The organism is Lysinibacillus sp. FSL K6-0075, assembly GCF_038592945.1.
GTDB classification, from domain to species: domain Bacteria; phylum Bacillota; class Bacilli; order Bacillales_A; family Planococcaceae; genus Lysinibacillus; species Lysinibacillus fusiformis_F.
Map to the genome: position 1 here is coordinate 4790833 of NZ_CP151947.1, position 23142 is coordinate 4813974.

Here is a 23142-nt window from a genome sequence, read left to right on the forward strand (position 1 = left end):
ACAATCGGGTATGTCGATTGGGAGGCATCCGCCGAATTTTCGATAAACCTCCACCTCGTCTGCTGAAGATCTTTTCGTCCGATTTCTTCAGCTCAGGCGCTATAATTGTTTTCCGATTTTGCGCTTTCTTTCCCTCCTTGGGCGCTCGTTAAAGGATAAGGTCGGACCTCATCTTCAACTTCTCCATCATACTCAATCATATGCTATCCGTCAAATTTTCGTTATAAAAAACACCTAGTCCCAATGCTTTTTCGTGACAAATATGTAGACAAAGTTATACTCATGTACTTTGATTAGCTTTGTACAGCTATATAATGTTATTCAATAGATCATACAAAAAAGACACAAGCAATTACGATGCTTGTGCCTATCCTTTATTTACTGTCTAATAATTTAACGATTTCTCTATTAAATGCTGGAAGATCGTCTGGCGTTCTACTTGTTACAAGCTGCTTTTGACAGACAAATACTTCTTCATCATGGAAGATTGCCTCTGCATTTTCTAAGTCTACTTGAATGGATTTATAGCCTGTGGCATCACGGCCATTTAATGTCTTTGCTGTAATAAGAAGTTGTGGTCCATGACAAATGGCAAAGGTAGGCTTCATTTCATCCATAAAGGACTTTGCAAATGCTACTACACGATCATCCGCACGTAATAGATCAGGAGAAAAACCACCAGGAATAAATAGCGCATCGTAATCAGTAGCTTGTACTTCATCAATGCCTTTATCAATTTTCACTGACTCTCCATGCTTGCCCTTAACTTCCTTGCCCGCTTCTGTATCAATTGTTACTAGCTGATGTCCAGCTGCTTCTAAAGCCTTTTTAGGGCTTGTAAACTCAATGTCCTCAAACATATCTGTTATAACTGTAGCAATTTTAGCCATATCAATAAAACACTCCTTGTTATTGTGACTCCTAATTACTGTTCCCCATCTCCCTTATTTAAAACATTCTTTTCAAACAAGTAAAACCCAATTTCCTATTTACGGAAATCGGGTTTTCTATATTGTTATTCTGTTAAGCCCATTTCTGCACGTACAACATCCGCAATACGCTCGACAAAACGCTCACAATCTGTTTCTGTTGCCGCTTCGACCATGACACGTACCAATGGCTCTGTACCTGAAGGACGTACTAAAACGCGACCATTTCCAGCCATTTCAGCTTCCACCTCTGAAATAACTGCAGCGACTTTCGCATTATCAGTTACAGCATGCTTATCTGTTACACGCACATTGACAAGACGCTGAGGGTAGATTTTCATTTCAGCTGCAAGTTCTGAAAGCTTTTTACCCGTCGCTTTCATAATGTTGACAAGCTGAATGCCTGTCAGTAAGCCATCACCTGTTGTATTAAAATCTAGGAAGACGATATGCCCTGATTGCTCGCCACCTAAATTGTATTCATTGGCACGCATTTCTTCCACAACATAACGATCACCTACAGCTGTTTGTACACTTTGCATCCCGTTGTCAGCCACAGCTTTATAAAAGCCCATATTACTCATTACTGTTGAAACAATCGTTTGCTTCTTCAATCGTCCTACAGCATTTAAATGCTTACCAATGATAAACATAATTTGGTCACCATCAACAATTTTCCCGCTTTCATCTACAGCAATTAAACGGTCACCATCGCCATCAAATGCTAAACCAACATCTGCATCTTTTTCGGTAACAAATTTAGCTAGTCCTTCTGGATGTGTTGAGCCTACACCAGCATTAATATTTAAGCCTGTTGGAGAAGCGCCCATTGTAGAAATGTCAGCTTCTAAATCAGCAAATAAATGTGTAGCTAATGATGAAGTTGCACCATGTGCACAATCAAGCGCTACATGAATACCATCAAATTCTTCATCCACTGTTTGCTTTAAGTATTGAATATATTTTTGACCACCTTCGAAATAGTCACTTACAGATCCTAAATCTGCTCCTATCGGACGTGGTAATGTGTCCTCTTGCGCATCAATTAACTCTTCAATTTCCGCTTCCTGGGCATCTGTTAGCTTAAAGCCATCAGGACCGAAAAATTTAATACCATTATCAGCAACTGGGTTATGTGAAGCTGAAATCATGACGCCTGCATCTGCGCTCATAATTCGAGTAAGATATGCCACACCTGGTGTTGAAATAATACCAAGACGCATTACCTCTACCCCAATTGATAAAAGTCCAGCCACAAGTGCACCTTCAAGCATCTCACCTGAAATACGTGTGTCACGACCAATTAAAACCTTTGGACGTTCAGTTGCATCCTTTGTTAAAACATAGCCACCTATACGTCCAAGTTTAAATGCAAATTCTGGTGTTAATTCACTATTCGCGACGCCACGGACGCCATCTGTTCCAAAATATTTACCCATTCTACTTATTCTCTCCTTCAATGCAAGACCGTGCCTAATGAGTTTCTATCAAGCATTAGACACTTGTCCGCTTACTTTTGGAAAAGTCTGCTTTTGTTCATTCATTGGTAATTATTAATATTCCACTCTGTCAGTTTGTTTGATGAATCCTGAATTACTACTCAAGACAAACCTGGATTGGATTTTTGATTTAGAATCAAAATAAAATTATAGTCACATATTGTTTAAGAATCAATATCTTCCGATTCTTCGGTTGATGTATTTTTATCAGTTGTAGTGCTCTCATCTGTCACATCAGGTTCTTCAGTAGGAGGTGGCGTTTCCTCTGTAGAAGCTGGTGTTTTCTGTTGTTCTTCTTGCTCAACCTTTGTAATATCTGCATTCACTTTTATTTTCTTGTCAGATATTTTTGTCACACCATCTGGTAATTTTACATCAAATTCATAAGTTTTGGACTCAGTAATTTTTGACAGGTCCACTGTTATTGGAATAGCCGTTAAACTGTCAATAATTGATTTTCTACCATACACTTTAATCATTTTCGGTGTAAATGTTAATGAATTGATAATAATGTCTTCCGCCGCTTGCCCTGTTTCCTTGAGGACAACTGGGATCTCTCGACTGTACTCCCCTATATCTACTTGAACCTTCACAGTTGCAGGGTCAATAGTCACATCTAACTTATTTAAATCTCGATCTAATACTTTTACCGCTGCTTCCTGCGAGAATGATTGCTTCAAGCCTTGCTCCCCTGTAACAGTTGCTTTTACATAGCTAATGCTTTCAATAGCACTTTTTGCACCCGTTACATAAACAGTTGGTGGATTGGCTGTCATATCTTTTAATATATAACCTTCTTCGATTAGACGATTGTTCATTTCAGGGTCCACTCGGAACTCCTGCGTGACCTTTTCCTCAATATTTACATGGACGGTTGCAGGGTCTAATGTAACCTTTAACTTGTTTGAAATATTTTCGTATTGCAGTTTGACATCATGCTCTCCTAGCAATAAATTGCTTAAGTCGGCAAATATAGAAAAATCCTTAGCCCCTTTAGCTTTTAAAACCAATGCCATCGGACCTTCTATCGTTACATCTACGGTTTCAGGTAAACCCGTCACAATAAGATTCTCATTATCATAATAAACATCTACTGGAACATCGCGAATGACATCCGTTTGTTCATTTGAGGTAGCTTTATTTAACGGTGATAACTCGGTACGAACTGAGAAAAAAAGCAAAAATGCCAAAAATAGCGCGATGATTCTTAATACCCAAGGGCTATCCATCATTTTATCCATTCTTTTTCCCCCTCCAAGTCAACTTAGAGGATGCATTTGATTCTTGTGCTGATCCGAACCACATTTTTCGTAATAATGTTTCGAACTCCTCTAGAGAAAGATTTCGATGGAGATTACCATTTAATGTTATGCTAATTGCACCTGTTTCTTCTGATACAACAATGGTAATAGCATCTGTGACTTCACTTAAGCCAAGAGCAGCACGGTGGCGTGTCCCTAACTCTTTTGAAATAAATGGGCTTTCAGATAAAGGTAAATAACAAGCTGCTGCCGTCACTTTATCTTTTTGCATAATAACCGCCCCATCATGTAGCGGCGTATTTGGTATAAAAATATTTATCAGTAATTCTGATGAAATTTCAGCATTTAGCCCTATACCCGTTTCAATATATTCATTAAGACCTGTTTCTTTTTCAATGGAAATTAACGCACCTATTCGACGTTTGGCCATATAACTAACAGATTTCTTCATAGCCTCAATAAGCCTTGTTTGTTCCTCTTCTTCTTGACTAGATGAGCGTTGGAATAGCTTCCCTCGCCCAATTTGTTCCAAACCACGTCTGATTTCCGGTTGAAAAATGATAATAATCGCTAGGAAACCAAACTCAATAACTTGTTGAAGCATCCAGCCAAGTGTTTGTAACCCTAAAAGGTCTGTTGCAATTCGCGCAATAATAATGACGAATATTCCCTTAAGTAATTGGACAGCCTTCGTACCTTTAATGAGGGTTAAGACTTTATAAACAACGTACCAAACGAGCAGTACATCAATGAAGTTAATAACAATATTCACAGGCGTTAAATCCGTGAAATGTTCGATAATTTGCACGTGGCATCCCCCACTTTTCATTACGAATCCATACACATTCAAGTATATCACATTCTTAACAAATGTAACTTTTTTCAAATAAAAAGTCTACTCAGAAGAGTAGACCTTTCAGCCTCTCACGTGCACTATTTTTTAGGACGTATAGAGTGTTATTTAGTTTCTTCTTTTTCCTCAAATGTCATGGCTGTCTTTACAGAATTTTTAATCGTATACCATAACCATTCAAATACTTCGTCAATTTCTTCAATTCTCCCTGAAACTACCGCTGAAGATGCCATATATTGCCCGTTAATCACTGTGACGTTGCCATCAACTTCACCTTCAACAATCAAATCGCCATTTTTCACAACAATATCACCTTTCACCACTTCTCCTTCAGGGACAATCACTGTTTGACCATCAACAACTAAATTAGGTTGCTTGGTCACTGAGAAATGCTGGTCATCCATGAAGCTACCCAATAATGTAGCACTCATAAATAAGCAAAATACTGCTGCTGCCACAAAGAACGGATGCCGGCGAATCCATTTTTGTATACCTACTCGACTTTTTGGTTTTGGTAAACGAGCCATCACTGCTGCTTCAAAATCCGGAGGCGCTGTAATATGGGAAGCACTCTTCACAAAGGCGATTGTTTCACTCAATTCTTGCATCAACTGTTTACAATCATTACATGTATGCAAGTGTTGTTTCAACTCTTGCTCATGCTCACGACTAATGTCACCGTCTAAATAATCATGCATATAGTCTATCATATGCTCTGGACAAGTATTCATGACGCTCCCCCTCCTACAGATTGTTTAATTGCTTACGTAATGCCTCACGTCCGCGGTGAATCCTCGTTTTCACCGTTCCAAGCGGCATATCTAAAATCTCGCTAATCTCTTGTAACGATAACTCTTCTATATATTTCAATACTATAACCGAACGGTATTTATCCGGCAATCGTCCAATTTCATATTGAATGCGATCTTGCAGCTCCATTTGTTCTAACTGCTCCTCTGGTAGCTGGTCGTCTGCTGCGATTTGCGAATACATATCAAGACCTTCTGTACCAGCTACTTCTGCATCTAAATAATAATCCGGTTTCTTTTTTCGAATACGGTCAATGCAGAGGTTTGTCGCTATGCGATAAAGCCACGTCGAAAACTTTCTTTTCTGATCAAATGTATGCAAGTTCATATAAGCACGTACAAAAGCTTCTTGAGCAATGTCTTCAGACTCTTGTTTGTTGCCTAACATTCGATAGCATACTTGGTACAGTTTGTGCTGATAGAGACTCACAATATCGGCAAATGCGTTTTGATCGCCTTTAAGCACTTGTTTTATTCTCTTATTTACTAACGCATCCATTGTGTTAACTTCTCCACCTTTACAACTGTCTTATACTATACGACGCACCGATAAGAAAAGTTTCGTTTTATTTCAATTATAGCAAAAGATTTTTATGCAATGTGGCAACAGGCAATTTTTTGTCAAATTTTCTTTAAACTAGTGTTTCCCCAAATAAAGATCCCATTAATGCAACAGCTACATTTGCTGTCGTATTCTTTTCATCTAAAATAGGATTTACTTCTACAAATTCTGCTGAAGTTACCATCCCTGATTCTTGTAACATTTCCATTGCTAAATGGCTTTCTCGGTACGTAATCCCTCCTGGAACTGGTGTACCAACTCCTGGCGTATAAAGTGGATCTAGTCCGTCTAGATCAAGTGATAAGTGTAAGCCATCAACATTTCGTTCCTTTAAATAAGTAAGTGCATCTTCCATCACACGTGTCATGCCAAGTCGGTCAATCTCATGCATTGTATATACTTTAATTCCTTGTTGACGAATCAATTCACGCTCTCCAGGGTCTACTGAACGAGCTCCAATAATAATAACGTTTTCTGGCTTAATTTTTGGCGCAAAGTTGCGAATTTGGACTAAACGCTCATGTCCTAGCCCAATACTAACTGCTAACGGCATTCCATGTATATTGCCTGAAGGTGTTGTTTCAGGTGTATTTAAATCTGCATGAGCGTCATACCAGATAACACCAAGGTTTTTGTAATGCTCACCTAATCCAGCTAATGTTCCAATAGCAATACTATGATCTCCCCCAAATACGAGTGGGAACTTTTTCTGTTCTACTACTTCATGCACACTATTTGCTAAAGCAGTGCTAACGTCTACAACTTCCTCTAAATTAAGTAACTTTTCATCAACTGCTGCGTCTGCAAGCTTTTGACTAACACGAATATCCCCTTGATCTTGTACCTCGTGTCCGATAGCTTCTAAACGTTCAACAACACCTGCATAGCGAATAGCACTTGGTCCCATATCTACGCCACGGCGTGTTTGTCCATAATCTGTTGGTACTCCAATAATAGAAATATTAAGTTTATTCATGTTTTTATACCCCCTAAAAGTTATAAGACTATTGTAAAGCCTACATACCACTTGGCTCAACTCGACAGAAAGTTGCATATTTATTCAATTGTAAATAGCATAAAAAAATCTCCTACTGTTTTCAGTAAGAGATTAGTTATCTGTAGTTAATATAACACTTTTGAATAATTTTTATTCTAAAAAAGTGAGCCATGAAGGACTCGAACCTTCGACCCTCTGATTAAAAGTCAGATGCTCTACCAACTGAGCTAATGGCTCATAAAAGAAAAAATGGCTGGGGTACTAGGATTCGAACCTAGGCATGACGGAATCAAAATCCGTTGCCTTACCGCTTGGCTATACCCCAATCATTTATAAAACTGGTGGAGGGGGACGGATTCGAACCGCCGAACCCTAAGGAGCGGATTTACAGTCCGCCGCGTTTAGCCACTTCGCTACCCCTCCGAAATAACACAATAAGAATGGTGGAGGATGACGGGCTCGAACCGCCGACCCTCTGCTTGTAAGGCAGATGCTCTCCCAGCTGAGCTAATCCTCCATAGAGACAGGTGTTATATCACAGTTTATTTTCTTTATAAAGCCTATGTTTTAAATGGTGACCCCTACGGGATTCGAACCCGTGTTACCGCCGTGAAAGGGCGGTGTCTTAACCACTTGACCAAGGGGCCATTATTATGTCTTAAACAAGACAAGAATTATAATAACATTTTTAATTCATAATTGCAATACTTTTTTCATAAATTATTTTATGTATTATAGTACTTAAAATAGGGCAAAAAAATGGCTCCGAAGGCAGGACTCGAACCTGCGACAACCTGATTAACAGTCAGGTGCTACTACCAACTGAGCTACTTCGGAACAATGCTATTCACTTTGGTTTTAGACAACCTCTTAAGTACATTTATTATTATAGCAAGCATTATAAATAATGCAAGTCATTTTGTGATAATTTTTATATTTTTTTGTCGAAGTTTGCCTATATATCCATCTGAGAGCATAAATAGTTCTCTATTAAATCTAATATTTCTCTTTAACGTATTAAATATTGTTGCTGTATATTATTGTAATTGTTAAAATAAAAATAGTTTTAAGAATTTTCTATCAAATTTCCCAGGGGAGGAATGTTCAGATGGTATCAAACGATTTAATTGCACCTGAATTTTATAACATCACAGAGGAATTAGAAAAATTTTCGCAAGATAGTGATCGCCAAGCAATACGCTGGTTAAATACACAACAAGAGAGACGTACAGTGTCTTATGTGGAGCTCATTCAAAAAATGAATCAATACGCAAATGCTTTTACGGAGAAGGGGCTTCAAAAAGGCGATCGTGTATTAGTTATTATTCCTCGACTACCGGAAGCCTATTTCGTTTTTCTAGGCTGTTTAAAGGCTGGCATTGTACCTATCTCATGTTCAGAGATGCTGCGTGCAAGTGATTTAGAATATCGGATGGAGCATTCTTCTGCTAGTGCAGTGATTGCATATGAGGCATTTACTAGCGAAGTTGACCAAATTACTTCTTCTGTAGACACATTAAAAAATAAACTAGTCATCGGTGCTGCAAAAGGAGATTGGACTTCTCTAGATGACTTGGCAAGCTCGCAGCCAGCTACATTTACAGCTGTAGCTACTAAACGCGATGATATGGCATTCCTTTCCTATACCTCTGGTACAACTGGTAAACCTAAAGGTGTTGTTCATTCACATGGTTGGGGGTATGCACATATTAGAACAGCGGCTTCAAAATGGCTTTGTGTACGTGAAGGCGATCTAGTGTGGGCAACAGCTGCTCCTGGTTGGCAAAAATGGATTTGGAGTCCTTTTTTATCAACAATCATGCTCGGTGCTACAGCATTCGTCTACCATGGGGGATTCGATGCAAAAACCTATCTTCAATTAATGCAAGATGAAAAAGTAAATGTCCTTTGTTGCACACCGACTGAATACAGAATTATGGCGAAAATCGATAATTTACAAGTCTATAATCTATCATCTCTCCGTAGTGCCGTTTCTGCTGGTGAACCTTTAAATCGCCCAGTGATTGAAACGTTTATGAATCATTTTGGACTCAAAGTACGTGATGGCTATGGACAGACAGAAAACACATTATTAATCGGTACACTCGAAAACACAGAATTACGTCCTGGATCCATGGGTGTTCCAACTCCAGGTAATATTGTACGTATTATCGACAATGAAGGTAACGAAGCACCAGTTGGCGAGGTTGGAGATATTGCTGTTCATAAATCCTCACCAGCTTTATTTAAAGAGTATTATAAAGAACCAGAACGCACACAAGCTGCATTCCGTGGTGATTGGTATATTACAGGTGATCAAGCAAAATGTGATGAAGACGGTTACTTCTGGTTTGAAGGTCGTGGAGATGACATTATTATTTCATCCGGTTATACGATCGGACCATTTGAAGTAGAAGATGCGTTAAACAAACATGAAGCTGTACAAGAGTGTGCAGTAGTAGCTGCTCCAGATGAAATTAGAGGGCATATTGTGAAGGCATTTGTTATCTTACGAGAGGGCTTCAAAGAGCGTGATGAAGAAGAATTAACAAAGGAGCTACAGGAGCATGTTAAAGCGTTAACTGCACCTTATAAATACCCTCGTAGTATCGTCTTTATTGAGGAGTTACCAAAAACGACATCAGGGAAAATTCGCCGTATCGAACTACGAGCTACGCCAGTTCAAACAAGTTAAATATCAAAAACAAGAAGGCACTCCATTGAGGATGCCTTCTTGTTTTATGCGTTTATAAATATTTCTTACCAGAAATCAGCTTAAATAAAAAAAAGCCACTACTGAGTGTATCAGTAGCGACTTTTTGCGCCTAGCGACGTCCTACTCTCACAGGGGGAAGCCCCCAACTACCATCGGCGCTAAAGAGCTTAACTTCCGTGTTCGGTATGGGAACGGGTGTGACCTCTTTGCCATCATCACTAGACATGTATTAAATTGAAAGAATTATTCTTTCAAAACTGGATAAACGTGCATTGAATGTTTCAAACGTTTTGGTTAAGTCCTCGATCGATTAGTATTCGTCAGCTCCATGTGTCACCACACTTCCACCTCGAACCTATCTACCTCATCGTCTTTGAGGGATCTTACTTACTTGCGTAATGGGAAATCTCATCTTGAGGGGGGCTTCATGCTTAGATGCTTTCAGCACTTATCCCGTCCACACATAGCTACCCAGCGATGCCTTTGGCAAGACAACTGGTACACCAGCGGTGTGTCCATCCCGGTCCTCTCGTACTAAGGACAGCTCCTCTCAAATTTCCTACGCCCACGACGGATAGGGACCGAACTGTCTCACGACGTTCTGAACCCAGCTCGCGTACCGCTTTAATGGGCGAACAGCCCAACCCTTGGGACCGACTACAGCCCCAGGATGCGATGAGCCGACATCGAGGTGCCAAACCTCCCCGTCGATGTGGACTCTTGGGGGAGATAAGCCTGTTATCCCCGGGGTAGCTTTTATCCGTTGAGCGATGGCCCTTCCATGCGGAACCACCGGATCACTAAGCCCGTCTTTCGACCCTGCTCGACTTGTAGGTCTCGCAGTCAAGCTCCCTTGTGCCTTTACACTCTACGAATGATTTCCAACCATTCTGAGGGAACCTTTGGGCGCCTCCGTTACCTTTTAGGAGGCGACCGCCCCAGTCAAACTGTCCGCCTGACACTGTCTCCTGCCCCGCTAAGGGGCATGGGTTAGAATTTCAATACAACCAGGGTAGTATCCCACCGACGCCTCCTTCGAAGCTGGCGCTCCGAGATCTCTGGCTCCTACCTATCCTGTACAAGTTGTACCAAAATTCAATATCAGGCTACAGTAAAGCTCCACGGGGTCTTTCCGTCCTGTCGCGGGTAACCTGCATCTTCACAGGTACTATAATTTCACCGAGTCTCTCGTTGAGACAGTGCCCAGATCGTTACGCCTTTCGTGCGGGTCGGAACTTACCCGACAAGGAATTTCGCTACCTTAGGACCGTTATAGTTACGGCCGCCGTTTACTGGGGCTTCAATTCGCAGCTTCGCTTGCGCTAACCACTCCTCTTAACCTTCCAGCACCGGGCAGGCGTCAGCCCCTATACGTCACCTTACGGTTTTGCAGAGACCTGTGTTTTTGCTAAACAGTCGCCTGGGCCTATTCACTGCGGCTCTCATGCGCTTGCACGCTCAAGAGCACCCCTTCTCCCGAAGTTACGGGGTCATTTTGCCGAGTTCCTTAACGAGAGTTCTCTCGCACACCTTAGGATTCTCTCCTCGACTACCTGTGTCGGTTTGCGGTACGGGCACCTCTCACCTCGATAGAGGCTTTTCTTGGCAGTGTGAAATCAGGAACTTCGTCCATACGGACTCGCCATCACAGCTCAACGTTACAGTGTGCGGATTTGCCTACACACACGCCTTACTGCTTGGACGCGCATATCCAACAGCGCGCTTACCCTATCCTACTGCGTCCCCCCATTTCTCAAACGGTGAGGAGGTGGTACAGGAATATCAACCTGTTGTCCATCGCCTACGCCTATCGGCCTCGGCTTAGGTCCCGACTAACCCTGAGCGGACGAGCCTTCCTCAGGAAACCTTAGTCATACGGTGGACGGGATTCTCACCCGTCTTTCGCTACTCATACCGGCATTCTCACTTCTAAGCGCTCCACCAGTCCTTCCGGTCTGACTTCAACGCACTTAGAACGCTCTCCTACCACTGACATCGTAGATGTCAATCCACAGCTTCGGTGAATCGTTTAGCCCCGATACATTTTCGGCGCAGCGTCACTCGACCAGTGAGCTATTACGCACTCTTTAAATGATGGCTGCTTCTAAGCCAACATCCTGGTTGTCTGTGCAACGCCACATCCTTTTCCACTTAACGATTACTTTGGGACCTTAGCTGGTGGTCTGGGCTGTTTCCCTTTTGACTACGGATCTTATCACTCGCAGTCTGACTCCCGTGTATAAATATCTGGCATTCGGAGTTTGTCTGAATTCGGTAAACCGGGATGGCCCCCTAGTCCAAACAGTGCTCTACCTCCAGTATTCTCATCACGAGGCTAGCCCTAAAGCTATTTCGGAGAGAACCAGCTATCTCCAAGTTCGATTGGAATTTCTCCGCTACCCACACCTCATCCCCGCACTTTTCAACGTGCGTGGGTTCGGGCCTCCAGTAAGTGTTACCTCACCTTCACCCTGGACATGGGTAGATCACCTGGTTTCGGGTCTACGACCACGTACTATTTCGCCCTATTCAGACTCGCTTTCGCTGCGGCTCCGCCTTCTAAAGCTTAACCTCGCACGTAATCGTAACTCGCCGGTTCATTCTACAAAAGGCACGCTATCACCCATTAACGGGCTCTAACTACTTGTAGGCACACGGTTTCAGGATCTCTTTCACTCCCCTTCCGGGGTGCTTTTCACCTTTCCCTCACGGTACTGGTTCACTATCGGTCACTAGGTAGTATTTAGCCTTGGGAGATGGTCCTCCCGGATTCCGACGGAATTTCACGTGTTCCGCCGTACTCAGGATCCACTCAGGAGAGAACGAACTTTCAACTACAGGGCTTTTACCTGCTCTGGCGGACCTTTCCAAGTCGCTTCATCTAACTCGCTCTTTTGTAACTCCGTATTGAGTGTCCTACAACCCCAAGAGGCAAGCCTCTTGGTTTGGGCTCTTCCCGTTTCGCTCGCCGCTACTCAGGGAATCGATTTTTCTTTCTCTTCCTCCAGGTACTTAGATGTTTCAGTTCCCTGGGTCTGCCTTCAAGACGCTATGTATTCACGTCAAGATACTACGCGATTAAACGTAGTGGGTTCCCCCATTCGGAAATCTCCGGATCAAAGCTCACTTACAGCTCCCCGAAGCATATCGGTGTTAGTGCCGTCCTTCTTCGGCTCCTAGTGCCAAGGCATTCGCCGTGCGCCCTTAATAACTTAACCAAGTTATTAAGCCTATAAAAAACTTAAAAAATAAATGTGTTTGTTACAATTTCAATGTCGTTTTATCCAGTTTTCAAAGAACAAGTTTTGAAGCATTTCATTCAGAAGAATGAACCTTCAAAACTGAACGCAAAACGTAATCTTACAAACCCAAGGTTTGTATTCCGAAATAATCCTTAGAAAGGAGGTGATCCAGCCGCACCTTCCGATACGGCTACCTTGTTACGACTTCACCCCAATCATCTATCCCACCTTCGGCGGCTGGCTCCAAAAGGTTACCTCACCGACTTCGGGTGTTACAAACTCTCGTGGTGTGACGGGCGGTGTGTACAAGGCCCGGGAACGTATTCACCGCGGCATGCTGATCCGCGATTACTAGCGATTCCGGCTTCATGTAGGCGAGTTGCAGCCTACAATCCGAACTGAGAACGACTTTATCGGATTAGCTCCCTCTCGCGAGTTGGCAACCGTTTGTATCGTCCATTGTAGCACGTGTGTAGCCCAGGTCATAAGGGGCATGATGATTTGACGTCATCCCCACCTTCCTCCGGTTTGTCACCGGCAGTCACCTTAGAGTGCCCAACTAAATGATGGCAACTAAGATCAAGGGTTGCGCTCGTTGCGGGACTTAACCCAACATCTCACGACACGAGCTGACGACAACCATGCACCACCTGTCACCGTTGCCCCCGAAGGGGAAACTATATCTCTACAGTGGTCAACGGGATGTCAAGACCTGGTAAGGTTCTTCGCGTTGCTTCGAATTAAACCACATGCTCCACCGCTTGTGCGGGCCCCCGTCAATTCCTTTGAGTTTCAGTCTTGCGACCGTACTCCCCAGGCGGAGTGCTTAATGCGTTAGCTGCAGCACTAAGGGGCGGAAACCCCCTAACACTTAGCACTCATCGTTTACGGCGTGGACTACCAGGGTATCTAATCCTGTTTGCTCCCCACGCTTTCGCGCCTCAGTGTCAGTTACAGACCAGATAGTCGCCTTCGCCACTGGTGTTCCTCCAAATCTCTACGCATTTCACCGCTACACTTGGAATTCCACTATCCTCTTCTGCACTCAAGTCTCCCAGTTTCCAATGACCCTCCACGGTTGAGCCGTGGGCTTTCACATCAGACTTAAGAAACCACCTGCGCGCGCTTTACGCCCAATAATTCCGGACAACGCTTGCCACCTACGTATTACCGCGGCTGCTGGCACGTAGTTAGCCGTGGCTTTCTAATAAGGTACCGTCAAGGTACAGCCAGTTACTACTGTACTTGTTCTTCCCTTACAACAGAGTTTTACGAACCGAAATCCTTCTTCACTCACGCGGCGTTGCTCCATCAGGCTTTCGCCCATTGTGGAAGATTCCCTACTGCTGCCTCCCGTAGGAGTCTGGGCCGTGTCTCAGTCCCAGTGTGGCCGATCACCCTCTCAGGTCGGCTACGCATCGTCGCCTTGGTGAGCCGTTACCTCACCAACTAGCTAATGCGCCGCGGGCCCATCCTATAGCGACAGCCGAAACCGTCTTTCAGTGTTTCACCATGAGGTGAAACAAATTATTCGGTATTAGCCCCGGTTTCCCGGAGTTATCCCAAACTATAGGGTAGGTTGCCCACGTGTTACTCACCCGTCCGCCGCTAACGTCGAAGGAGCAAGCTCCTTCTCTGTTCGCTCGACTTGCATGTATTAGGCACGCCGCCAGCGTTCGTCCTGAGCCAGGATCAAACTCTCCATAAAAGAAATTTGATTAGCTCAAATTGTTTTGCTGGCATCAATTTTGATGTCCAAAATTTTTGTTTCGTTCACTCGCCGAAGCTAGCTACTTAAAACTTTATTGATTACGTTTTGCTTGTTCAGTTTTCAAGGTTCATGTTCTTTATTTCGTTGTCATCTCTTGGCGACTTATACATAATAACATCGATTATTCATGAAAGTCAACACTAAATCATAAGTTTTTTTAAAGAGATTCATTTTTTATTTTAAATTTTAGAAACGAGGTTATCATTATGGTCCGTAAAACGTTGATTTCACTGCTTTTAATCGTAACGCTCTTTGCTTTTCTCAAGCCTATAAATTCAACGATGATTTCTGTATTTAATATTGCGAATGCACCAGTAGTGGTCACAAAAGGACATTATGGCACATCTCTTATTGTAGAGATTTCTTTCTCTGATGACTCTCTATTAGAATGGCTTCAAACGGTGAAAGAGCCTTATCCGCTTCTACTTTTGGACGCTGACTGGATTAAACGTTCACCCGATCATTTAAAAATTATACAACAACGAAAATTGCCAACAGGGTTACTTGGTCCAGATGATTCAATAGAAAAACCCGTTGATATTACGCTCATTCAAAAAGATATTGATACTTACGAAAAATATTTAAAAGAAAAGCCTTTATGGTTTGCTACCCGAAACCATCAATATTCACAGGATTTACAGAAATCTTTATTTCAACAACAAATGAATTTGCTGTCTCCTTCTCTTATTTGGCAAGGTGAGAAAACTACTAAATTACAAAAAGGTGATTTTGTCTTTTTCCCACTCCATCAAAACAATCAAATATCCTTTAAAGAGCTTAACACGCTAATACAACAACATAAGTTTATGTCAGTTGAAGAAAATATATTTGGTTATAAAGTTCAAACTAAAAAAGCCCCATAAAAAAAATTGCCTCCACACAAAGTGGGGCAATTTTTTTCTTATGCATTTTTAGCCTGTTCACGACGAGCTTTGCGGCGTGCTTCTAATTTTTGACGATCTTCATCGGATTTTGCATTATATTTAGGCAATACTAATAACTGATACGCGTTAACCGCCAATAATGGGAATAATAAAAGCGCAACATACTCATTAATATTTTCATCGCGACCCATCAATGCAATTGTCCATTCCAACGTTGTAATGACAATCATAAAGAATAGAGCCGAAATCATTACATGTTTTTTCCCCGTTAATTTTACTTTTTGAACAGCTGTTGCTATAGCACCAAAGATTAGAACAATTAATAATCCAACATAGAATAACCAACTTTGCCCATCCTTCACACCAGGAATAAAGCGGAAGAAAATAATATCGAAAACCGTGATGGCAATTAATAATAGTTGTACCCAATTCCATAATGTCAGTGTTCTAAAAATATTTACACCTACTTGATGAAGTGTTAAATAAGCAAAAAAGCCAGCCTGTGCAATAACACTCATTGTAAACCCTAAGAAAACCATCCATAAAAGTCCTGCGAAGAATTCACCCCATTGACCGTTTGCTATGTATGGTTGGAAGAATTCCCAGCGAATAAATAAACTAAAAACTCCGTTGACTGCACCACCAACGAGCATTGCAAAGAAGAAAAACTTTGCCCAATTTCGTATCGTCACAACTAAAAGTCCCCCAATTTCTCAATATATCTGTCCTTATTTTATCAATGCCTTGTTAAAAAAGCTATTTCTCATCCTAACCAATACATAAAGTCCAGAGAAATGTGAACAATAATTGAAAGAGTCTATCTAGAGAAAGGACTGATTGTCGATGCGAAAATTCACCTTATTACTGATTCTAATGCTTTTTCTTGCTGCCTGTTCACAAGATAAAACCTCTACCATGTCCTATGATGAAATAAAAAAAATCATGATTGACTCTTTGCAAACAGAGGATGGTAAAAAGGCATTGCGACAGCTTTTGGAAGAGCCGAGTTTCCGTGAGCTTTTGATTTTAGAGCATGATGAAGTGAAAAAAGCTACTGAGGAAACTTTACTTTCCAAGGAAGCAGAAGACTTTTGGAAGAAAACCTTTGAAGATCCAAAGTTTAAAGAAACTGTTGCGAAAAGCATGCAAAAACAGCAACAGGATATTATGAAGAACTTAATAAAAGATCCGACTTTCCAAAAGGATATGGAGGCATTTTTCGGACAACCCGATATGCAAAAGCAGTTAGAAACTATCCTCAAATCATCCAATATGCGCAAGCAGATGGAGGAAGTCGTAAAGGAAACAATCGAAAGCCCTTTAATGCAATCTAAATGGCAGGAACTTATTAAAAAAAGTGGCGAAACAGGTTCATCAGGAAGTGGCGATAAAAAAGAAGCAAGTGGCGATAGTGGTGGCGGATCGGATAAGGAACAAAAAAGTACCGAGTAACCTTGGTCATGTAAAAACGGATTTCCCCAAAAAATTGGTGGAAATCCGTTTTTTTATTATTTATTTAATTTATCAATGATTTTCGTCGCGATGTCTAAATATATTTGTCCTGTTGTATGTTTTTCAGCATATACAGAAGGAGCGAAATCTTCATCTGTCCAATCTGGTTGCCCAAGTGGGATTTGTCCAAGCAGCTCTGTACGTAGTTCGTCAGCTAGCTTAGGTCCTCCTCCTTGCCCAAAGACAAATTCTCGGTCACCTGATTTAGATTCAAACCAAGCCATGTTTTCAATAACGCCTAAAATTTCATGGTCTGTTTGAAGCGCCATTGCCCCTGCACGAGCTGCAACAAAGGCTGCTGTTGGATGTGGTGTTGTTACAACGATTTCTTTTGATGATGGTAGCATTTGATGGATATCTAATGCAACGTCACCTGTGCCTGGAGGTAAATCTAATAATAGATAGTCTAACTCACCCCACTCAACATCACGGAAGAACTGGTCTAATACTTTACCTAGCATTGGACCACGCCATACGATCGGTGCGTTATTTTCCACAAAAAAGCCCATTGAAATCATTTTTACACCAAGGCGATCTACTGGGAAAATACGATTATCCACTACTTTAGGCATATCCGTCACACCCATCATATCGGGCACACTAAATCCATAAATATCTGCGTCGATTAAGCCAACTTTCTTTCCTAGACGTGCTAAAGCAACAGCTAAGTTAACTGATACTGTAGATTTACCAACTCCACCTTTACCAGAAGCAATTGAAATTACTTGTACTGTGCTGAGTGGAGACAAAATATCTTGTGCTTCTGACTCTGTTGCTGTGCCACGGAAGCTTTGTAATTTTTCTGTCGATAGTTCTTCAAAACGAATACCAACCGTACTTGCTCCCGCTTCTTTCAGCACCTCAACAACCTTCATTTGTAGCTGTAATTGCTCAGGTGTATTCAGTTTAGCAATCGCAATTTTTACACTGACATGATTTTTTTCTTCTTTTATTGCTACGTTCGTAATACCATCTGTTTCTGCAAGCGATTTATGTAAAAATGGATCTTGTAGTTGTCCTAGTATTTCTCGTACTTGTTGTTCAGTAATCACGACGAACACTCCCCTTATATTGTCTCGATATTAGTATATCATAATGATTTAATTTACGTTGTAGATGTTGCTCTACTCAATTTTAGCTAATAGATACTCTTCTATACCTTCAACTATGGCATCTGCCATTTTTTCTTGATAGTTCTTGTCAATTAATAATGCTCGTTCCTCATCATTACTAATGAAACCAGTCTCCACTAATGCTGCAGGTACTTCCACTTTCTTCAATAAATAAATTTGCTTAATAGACAATGCTTCGCGGTCTGTATTTTTTAAATTAGTGCGAATGGATTGTTGAATACTCTTGGCAAGAATCTCCCCATCAGCATGTCCTTCCTTATGGTAAAATACCTGTGCGCCACGCCATTTTGATTCAGGTATGGCATTAGCATGAATTGTTATAAATACATCAGGCTTTTCCTTTTCCACGATATCCTTTCTAAGGAAGATATCTTGCTTTTTTCGTTCTCTTAATGTTCCATATTTTTCTGATGGCGCATGCTCATCAATTACATCCCCATTTTTTGTTCGTGTCATTATAACCGTTGCGCCTTTTTTCTTTAATTGCTTCTCCACATGCTGAGCAATTGCAAGTGTAATCTCCTTTTCAATCACTTCGCCCTTTGAAGCTCCTCCATCCTCACCACCATGCCCTGCATCAATGACAATTTTTATGCCACCAAGTGGGTCCGGTAAGAAGAAGTTACGGTCCGAAGCATTTGTTTCATATGCCACGACCACTATACTCATAAGCATAATTACTCCTAGTGCAAGCCAGCGCTTCACCCATATCCACCACCCTTTTACATTTAGTGTACGAAATTAGTGGATGAACTATGCCAGAAAGTAAAAAAAACTCCCAAGTCACAAACTTGAGAGTTTTAATTTCTTCTATATTAAGGGAGGAAGAACAAATTTATTGTATTGTAAATGTAGGTTTAAGTTCACCTTCATATGGCTCATGCTCTACAAATACAGTGATCTCATTACCATCTTTGTCTTTACCTGTTCGCTTATACGTGAACTTCTTATCATTGATTTCAGTAATTTCAAGAGCAACACCATACTTATTATCACCGATAGAAACATGGGCTCTTATTTTATTATCATGGATGACATCAAAGTAACCATAGTCCCCACGGCTCTCGCCTGTTTCAGGATTAAAGAACTCATATTTATTTGTATCTGCATCATATTTTGCAATACTGATGAAATTTGAATTGTACTCTGTTACATCATTACCCGCTTCATCTAACACAACAGTTCCATGCCATAGTGTGCCAGCTAAAATTTTGTCTCCGTCAACATCTGTCACAATATCACCTGTTGAAGCAACTAGCGTTTTATCTGAATCTGTAAATGCCAACTCTTTTTCTTTATATGGGATATGTTCCACAAATACTTCTACATCATTGCCAGCAGTATCTTTACCCATTCTTTTATAAGTAAAAATGCTATCGTTTAGCTCAGTAATCTCTACAACAGCTTGATAGTTTTTGGAATCAGAAATTAAAATTCTTTGTTTCCCATCGTTTGTTATAAAAAACGTCCCTTTATCGTCACGGCTTTCACCCGTAGTAGCATCAAAGAATTCATAATGACCTGTCTCAGTATCGTATTTTGCTAAACCAATGTAGTTTGCGTTCGCCGCAGTTAAATCATTGTTATCTTTATCATAAACTTTTGTACCTTGCCAATTCGTACTACCTAGGATATTGCCCATTTCTTGTCCCTTCGTTAATGGATCCTTTACTGTATTTCCTGTTGCAGCACTTTCTGTTTTGACTTCCTCACTATTCGTAGCACTGCCTTTTGCAGGCTCCTTATCTTGACATGCTGCAAGTAATGCCATTGCTGCAACAGATACTATCAATAATTTTTTCATACCTACTTACCTCCATCGGTTAGTTTATATTTTTGAGTTACATCAAACCCATAATGACAAATCTCAAGTAAAATGAAAGGTTTGTTGTACCTTCTGAAACTTATATTAAAGTGGAATGTTAAACTCCCCCTAAATAATTTCTTAAAAAAACATAAACTTATACGAAAATATTTTTAATATATATTAAATCTGTACAGAAATAGTGATGTTTATGTAAAAAAGCTAATTATTATTTTCTAGATATACTTAATCGCAAACAACTACCTCACCATTTTTTATTATATGAAAAAGCTAAGCCTAGCATATTTTTTTAATATTACTCGTGCAATTCGCTACGTGTTACCATATTTTTATAAACAAAAAGTCGGCTACAGTTCTATACCACTAGTGGACAACCCAAAGAAATGAAGGTGGAAAAATGATTGATCAATTGATACTTGCAGCAGCAAACGGTGATAAGGATAAAGTATTAGCACTTCTGCAAAATGGCATCAATATTAATACAACGGATCCGTATGGAAGAACCGCTGTCCTAGCTGCCACTTATCATAATCAGGTGGATACTGTGAAGGTACTCATCCAACATGGTGCTGATATTAATATAAGAGATAATAACCTTGAGAACGTTCTTTTACATGCAGGTGCATCGGGTTATTTAGAAATTGTTAAACTTGCCATAGCGGCAGGGGCTGATACAAAGCTGACTAATCGCTTTGGTGGAATTGCCATCATCCCTGCATCAGAACGTGGGCATGTGGAGGTAGTCCGTGAGCTACTTAATCACTCAGACATTCATGTCAATCACATTAACAATTTACATTGGTCAGCTCTATTGGAGGCAGTCATATTAGGAAATGGTGGGGAGAAACACCAAGAAATTGTGCAATTATTAGTCGATTATGGTGCTGATATGACTATTGGCGATCGAGATGGGGTCACACCATTACAGCATGCAAAAAAACTAGGTTTTTATGAAATTGTGCAGATTTTAAAAGAAGCGGTATCTGAGCGCAGTTGTAATCGTTAACTTAAGGAGGGGTTCTAAAGCGTATTAAACTTGCTAAAATGCGCTGAGAGCGGGGGATTATAAACAGCACGCTGAGCATTCGAAATCTGAGCGTCAAGAAAAGAAGCACAGCATCAGTTTTACACTTCTAGGGAACATTACCTATGTGTGCTGTGCTGTGGCTGAGTAGGGGTTAGGAAGAATTATTTATGCTAGCTCCTCCAAACTACGGGTGTCACTTCTACACCACGTGTTCTCAATCTATTCATTAACTATTCTGAAAAATTGGAGGTCCACTCTCCTCTCTTGATCCCATTGTAACTGCAGGATGTTCGTCATTTCCCGTAGCATGCAAGTGTGCGTAAATTCCATCGAGACTGATTAATTCATCATGGGTACCAACTTCGGCAATTCCCGTTCTATCAAGTACTACAATCTTATCGGCACGACGAATTGTGGACAAACGGTGGGCAATCACCAATGTCGTCCTCCCTTTAGCAATCTCATCAAGCGCTTGCTGAATCTCTTTTTCAGTCTTTGTATCCAAAGAAGAGGTCGCTTCATCCAAAATCAAAATGGGGGCATTGCGCAGTATCGCTCTGGCAATCGACAGCCGTTGTTTTTGTCCCCCTGACAGACGCACGCCACGCTCACCGATAATTGTGTCATACCCTTCGTCCATCTGTTCAATAAAACTATGGGCATTCGCTGCCTTTGCTGCCTCCAAAACTTGTTCATTCGTCGCATCTTTCCAACCATATGCAATATTGTCATACACTGTGCCATCAAACAAAAACGTATCCTGCAAAACCATCGAGATATTACTTCGTAGACTTTCCAACGTTACATCACGAAGATCAATGCCATCAATTTCGATTGAACCTTCTTGGGGATCATAAAAACGGTTGATTAAGCTAGCCAGCGTCGATTTACCTACACCCGTTGTACCAACTAAAGCAACGGACTGCCCAGGGGCAATCGTTAAATTAACATTCTCTATAATAGGTATCCCATCTTGATAGGCAAAAGAAACATTCTGAAAATCAATTTTTCCTGTTACTCGAGGTAGAACAATCGCATCTTTCTTTTCTTGAATATCCGATTGTTGATCCAAAACTTCAAACACACGTTTGCAACCCGCGCTCGCTTGCCCTGCTCTTTCTGCCAATGCCGAAAACGTCTTAACTGGGGTATAAAACAGCCCTAAGTAAGCAATAAAACCGATGATATCAGCAATGCTAATTTCCCCTGTTGCTACCAATCTACCGCCTACAATGACAACTAGAACGGTTCCAAGTGCTGTTACAAAGGCGAGCAAAGGATACGAAGTCTCATAGAGAAAGCGTGCTTTTAAATACGTGTTCGCTTGTTTTAATGATAATTGTGATATCCTACGCTGTTCTACATGCTGACGATTGAAAATCTGGATCTCTTTAATTCCAGATAAGTTCTCCTGCACTTTGCCCGATATTTCTCCACGTGCCTTGGCATTCTCTTTCCACATCGGCGAGAGGCGCTTACTTTGCCAAATCGTAATTGCTAAAAGAAAAGGAATGGTAGTGAGGCTAAGCAAAGCCAGCTTGACATTGATCGTTAGTAGCAAAATTCCTACACCAATAAAAGTCAATACGTTGATTACAAACTCAGGAATGACATACGCCAAAAAGATCTCTGCCTCCATCGCGTCATTCACTACTCGACCAGTCAAATCACCCGTTCGGCTTTTATTGAAATAACGTAAACTCATTCGCTGAAACTTTCCGTAAAGCTTTGTCCTCAAATCCGATACATAATGCATACCCGCATAATGATTCAAATAGCCAGCCGCTGAAGTGGCGATTGCTTGTAAGGCGGTTGCCCCAAGTAAGGCAAGACCAATATACAACGCACCAGTAGCAAAATTCTCGCTTCCCTCTGTCGCTAGACTAGTCAGTTCCCTTAACGCCCATGGCAAATAAAATCCGGATATTGTAGCTACAACTACACCCAGAAGCCCAAAACTTAGCTGTAACCAGTATCTTTTAGCACTATACAAAATACGCCACGCAATCTTCATACCACAAACACCCCTTCTTATTTATTATCGAACTTACCAATTTCTTCGCAAAAAAAATAACACCCCCTACCTGAGTAAAAAGTGCAATTATAGTCCACTGTGAAAAA

Annotated in this window: 15 protein-coding genes, 6 tRNA genes, 3 rRNA genes and 1 pseudogene; 4 read left to right on the forward strand and 21 right to left on the reverse strand. The window is 41.2% G+C overall.

Going from position 1 to position 23142, the window contains the following annotated elements:
• Positions 1-374 precede the first annotated feature (374 nt).
• The 13 genes from MHB65_RS24075 to MHB65_RS24135 form a co-directional block, all read right to left on the reverse strand.
• Positions 375-890, reverse strand: coding sequence for a type 1 glutamine amidotransferase domain-containing protein (locus tag MHB65_RS24075; protein ID WP_342442007.1), 516 nt, complete (start codon positions 888-890; stop codon positions 375-377).
• A gap of 125 nt (positions 891-1015) precedes the next feature.
• Positions 1016-2368, reverse strand: a complete 1353-nt coding sequence (gene glmM, locus MHB65_RS24080; protein WP_342442008.1) for a phosphoglucosamine mutase — start codon at positions 2366-2368, stop codon at positions 1016-1018.
• 224 nt (positions 2369-2592) lie between these two features.
• Positions 2593-3669 (reverse strand): CdaR family protein, encoded by a 1077-nt coding sequence (locus MHB65_RS24085; protein ID WP_342442009.1) that lies wholly within the window; start codon positions 3667-3669, stop codon positions 2593-2595.
• Positions 3662-4498, reverse strand: coding sequence for a diadenylate cyclase CdaA (gene cdaA, locus MHB65_RS24090; protein ID WP_016995289.1), 837 nt, complete (start codon positions 4496-4498; stop codon positions 3662-3664). The genes MHB65_RS24085 and cdaA overlap by 8 nt, the downstream gene beginning before the upstream one ends.
• Before the next feature lie 149 nt (positions 4499-4647).
• Complete coding sequence (locus MHB65_RS24095) at positions 4648-5274, reverse strand: anti-sigma factor (protein ID WP_342442010.1); 627 nt, start codon at positions 5272-5274, stop codon at positions 4648-4650.
• Between the two features lie 13 nt (positions 5275-5287).
• Complete coding sequence (gene sigW / locus MHB65_RS24100; RefSeq protein ID WP_004225410.1) at positions 5288-5851, reverse strand: RNA polymerase sigma factor SigW; 564 nt, start codon at positions 5849-5851, stop codon at positions 5288-5290.
• A gap of 133 nt (positions 5852-5984) precedes the next feature.
• Positions 5985-6890, reverse strand: a complete 906-nt coding sequence (gene rocF, locus MHB65_RS24105; RefSeq protein WP_205446147.1) for an arginase — start codon at positions 6888-6890, stop codon at positions 5985-5987.
• A 185-nt stretch (positions 6891-7075) separates the two neighbouring features.
• Positions 7076-7148: transfer RNA gene (locus tag MHB65_RS24110), tRNA-Lys, on the reverse strand.
• A gap of 13 nt (positions 7149-7161) precedes the next feature.
• Positions 7162-7236: transfer RNA gene (locus tag MHB65_RS24115), tRNA-Gln, on the reverse strand.
• A 14-nt stretch (positions 7237-7250) separates the two neighbouring features.
• Positions 7251-7334: transfer RNA gene (locus tag MHB65_RS24120), tRNA-Tyr, on the reverse strand.
• Positions 7335-7352: 18 nt separating this feature from the next.
• Positions 7353-7428: transfer RNA gene (locus MHB65_RS24125), tRNA-Val, on the reverse strand.
• A gap of 55 nt (positions 7429-7483) precedes the next feature.
• Positions 7484-7558 (reverse strand) — tRNA-Glu (locus tag MHB65_RS24130).
• A 113-nt stretch (positions 7559-7671) separates the two neighbouring features.
• Positions 7672-7748 (reverse strand) — tRNA-Asn (locus MHB65_RS24135).
• Between the two features lie 271 nt (positions 7749-8019).
• Between MHB65_RS24135 and MHB65_RS24140 the strand changes: the two genes are divergently transcribed.
• Positions 8020-9606, forward strand: a complete 1587-nt coding sequence (locus tag MHB65_RS24140; protein ID WP_342442011.1) for an acyl--CoA ligase — start codon at positions 8020-8022, stop codon at positions 9604-9606.
• 128 nt (positions 9607-9734) lie between these two features.
• Here MHB65_RS24140 and rrf read toward each other — a convergent pair.
• From rrf to MHB65_RS24155, 3 genes are all read right to left on the reverse strand, one after another.
• Positions 9735-9850: ribosomal RNA gene (rrf, locus tag MHB65_RS24145) — 5S ribosomal RNA — on the reverse strand.
• A gap of 67 nt (positions 9851-9917) precedes the next feature.
• A 23S ribosomal RNA gene (locus tag MHB65_RS24150) occupies positions 9918-12845 on the reverse strand.
• A 180-nt stretch (positions 12846-13025) separates the two neighbouring features.
• Positions 13026-14577, reverse strand: a 16S ribosomal RNA gene (locus MHB65_RS24155).
• The 16S, 23S and 5S rRNA genes sit together here, the layout of an rRNA operon.
• A gap of 269 nt (positions 14578-14846) precedes the next feature.
• Between MHB65_RS24155 and MHB65_RS24160 the strand changes: the two genes are divergently transcribed.
• The gene (locus MHB65_RS24160) at positions 14847-15503 is read left to right on the forward strand and encodes a hypothetical protein (protein ID WP_342442012.1); all 657 of its coding nucleotides are present in this window, start codon (positions 14847-14849) and stop codon (positions 15501-15503) included.
• A 38-nt stretch (positions 15504-15541) separates the two neighbouring features.
• Here MHB65_RS24160 and MHB65_RS24165 read toward each other — a convergent pair whose 3' ends face one another.
• Positions 15542-16216 (reverse strand): KinB-signaling pathway activation protein, encoded by a 675-nt coding sequence (locus tag MHB65_RS24165; RefSeq protein ID WP_205446149.1) that lies wholly within the window; start codon positions 16214-16216, stop codon positions 15542-15544.
• 151 nt (positions 16217-16367) lie between these two features.
• On the opposite strand from MHB65_RS24165, the gene gerD reads away from it, so the two are divergent.
• Positions 16368-16976, forward strand: coding sequence for a spore germination lipoprotein GerD (gerD, locus tag MHB65_RS24170; RefSeq protein ID WP_205446150.1), 609 nt, complete (start codon positions 16368-16370; stop codon positions 16974-16976).
• A gap of 56 nt (positions 16977-17032) precedes the next feature.
• Here the strand turns inward: gerD and MHB65_RS24175 are convergent, their stop codons facing one another.
• The 3 genes and pseudogenes from MHB65_RS24175 to MHB65_RS24185 all read right to left on the reverse strand — a co-directional run.
• Positions 17033-18088 carry a P-loop NTPase gene (locus MHB65_RS24175; protein ID WP_342442013.1) on the reverse strand — a complete coding sequence of 352 codons (1056 nt, stop codon included), beginning with the start codon at positions 18086-18088 and terminating at the stop codon, positions 17033-17035.
• A gap of 72 nt (positions 18089-18160) precedes the next feature.
• On the reverse strand, positions 18161-18874 hold the full coding sequence (locus MHB65_RS24180) for an N-acetylmuramoyl-L-alanine amidase (protein WP_342442014.1): 714 nt from the start codon (positions 18872-18874) through the stop codon (positions 18161-18163).
• A 130-nt stretch (positions 18875-19004) separates the two neighbouring features.
• A pseudogene (locus MHB65_RS24185) lies at positions 19005-19886 on the reverse strand (DUF4822 domain-containing protein); the annotation flags it as partial.
• A 505-nt stretch (positions 19887-20391) separates the two neighbouring features.
• Between MHB65_RS24185 and MHB65_RS24190 the strand changes: the two are divergent.
• Entirely contained in the window at positions 20392-21000 is a 609-nt protein-coding gene (locus MHB65_RS24190) for an ankyrin repeat domain-containing protein (protein ID WP_342442016.1), read from the forward strand.
• Between the two features lie 247 nt (positions 21001-21247).
• On the opposite strand, the gene MHB65_RS24195 is transcribed toward MHB65_RS24190, so the two are convergent.
• Positions 21248-23035 (reverse strand): ABC transporter ATP-binding protein, encoded by a 1788-nt coding sequence (locus tag MHB65_RS24195; protein ID WP_342442017.1) that lies wholly within the window; start codon positions 23033-23035, stop codon positions 21248-21250.
• Positions 23036-23142: the final 107 nt, after the last annotated feature.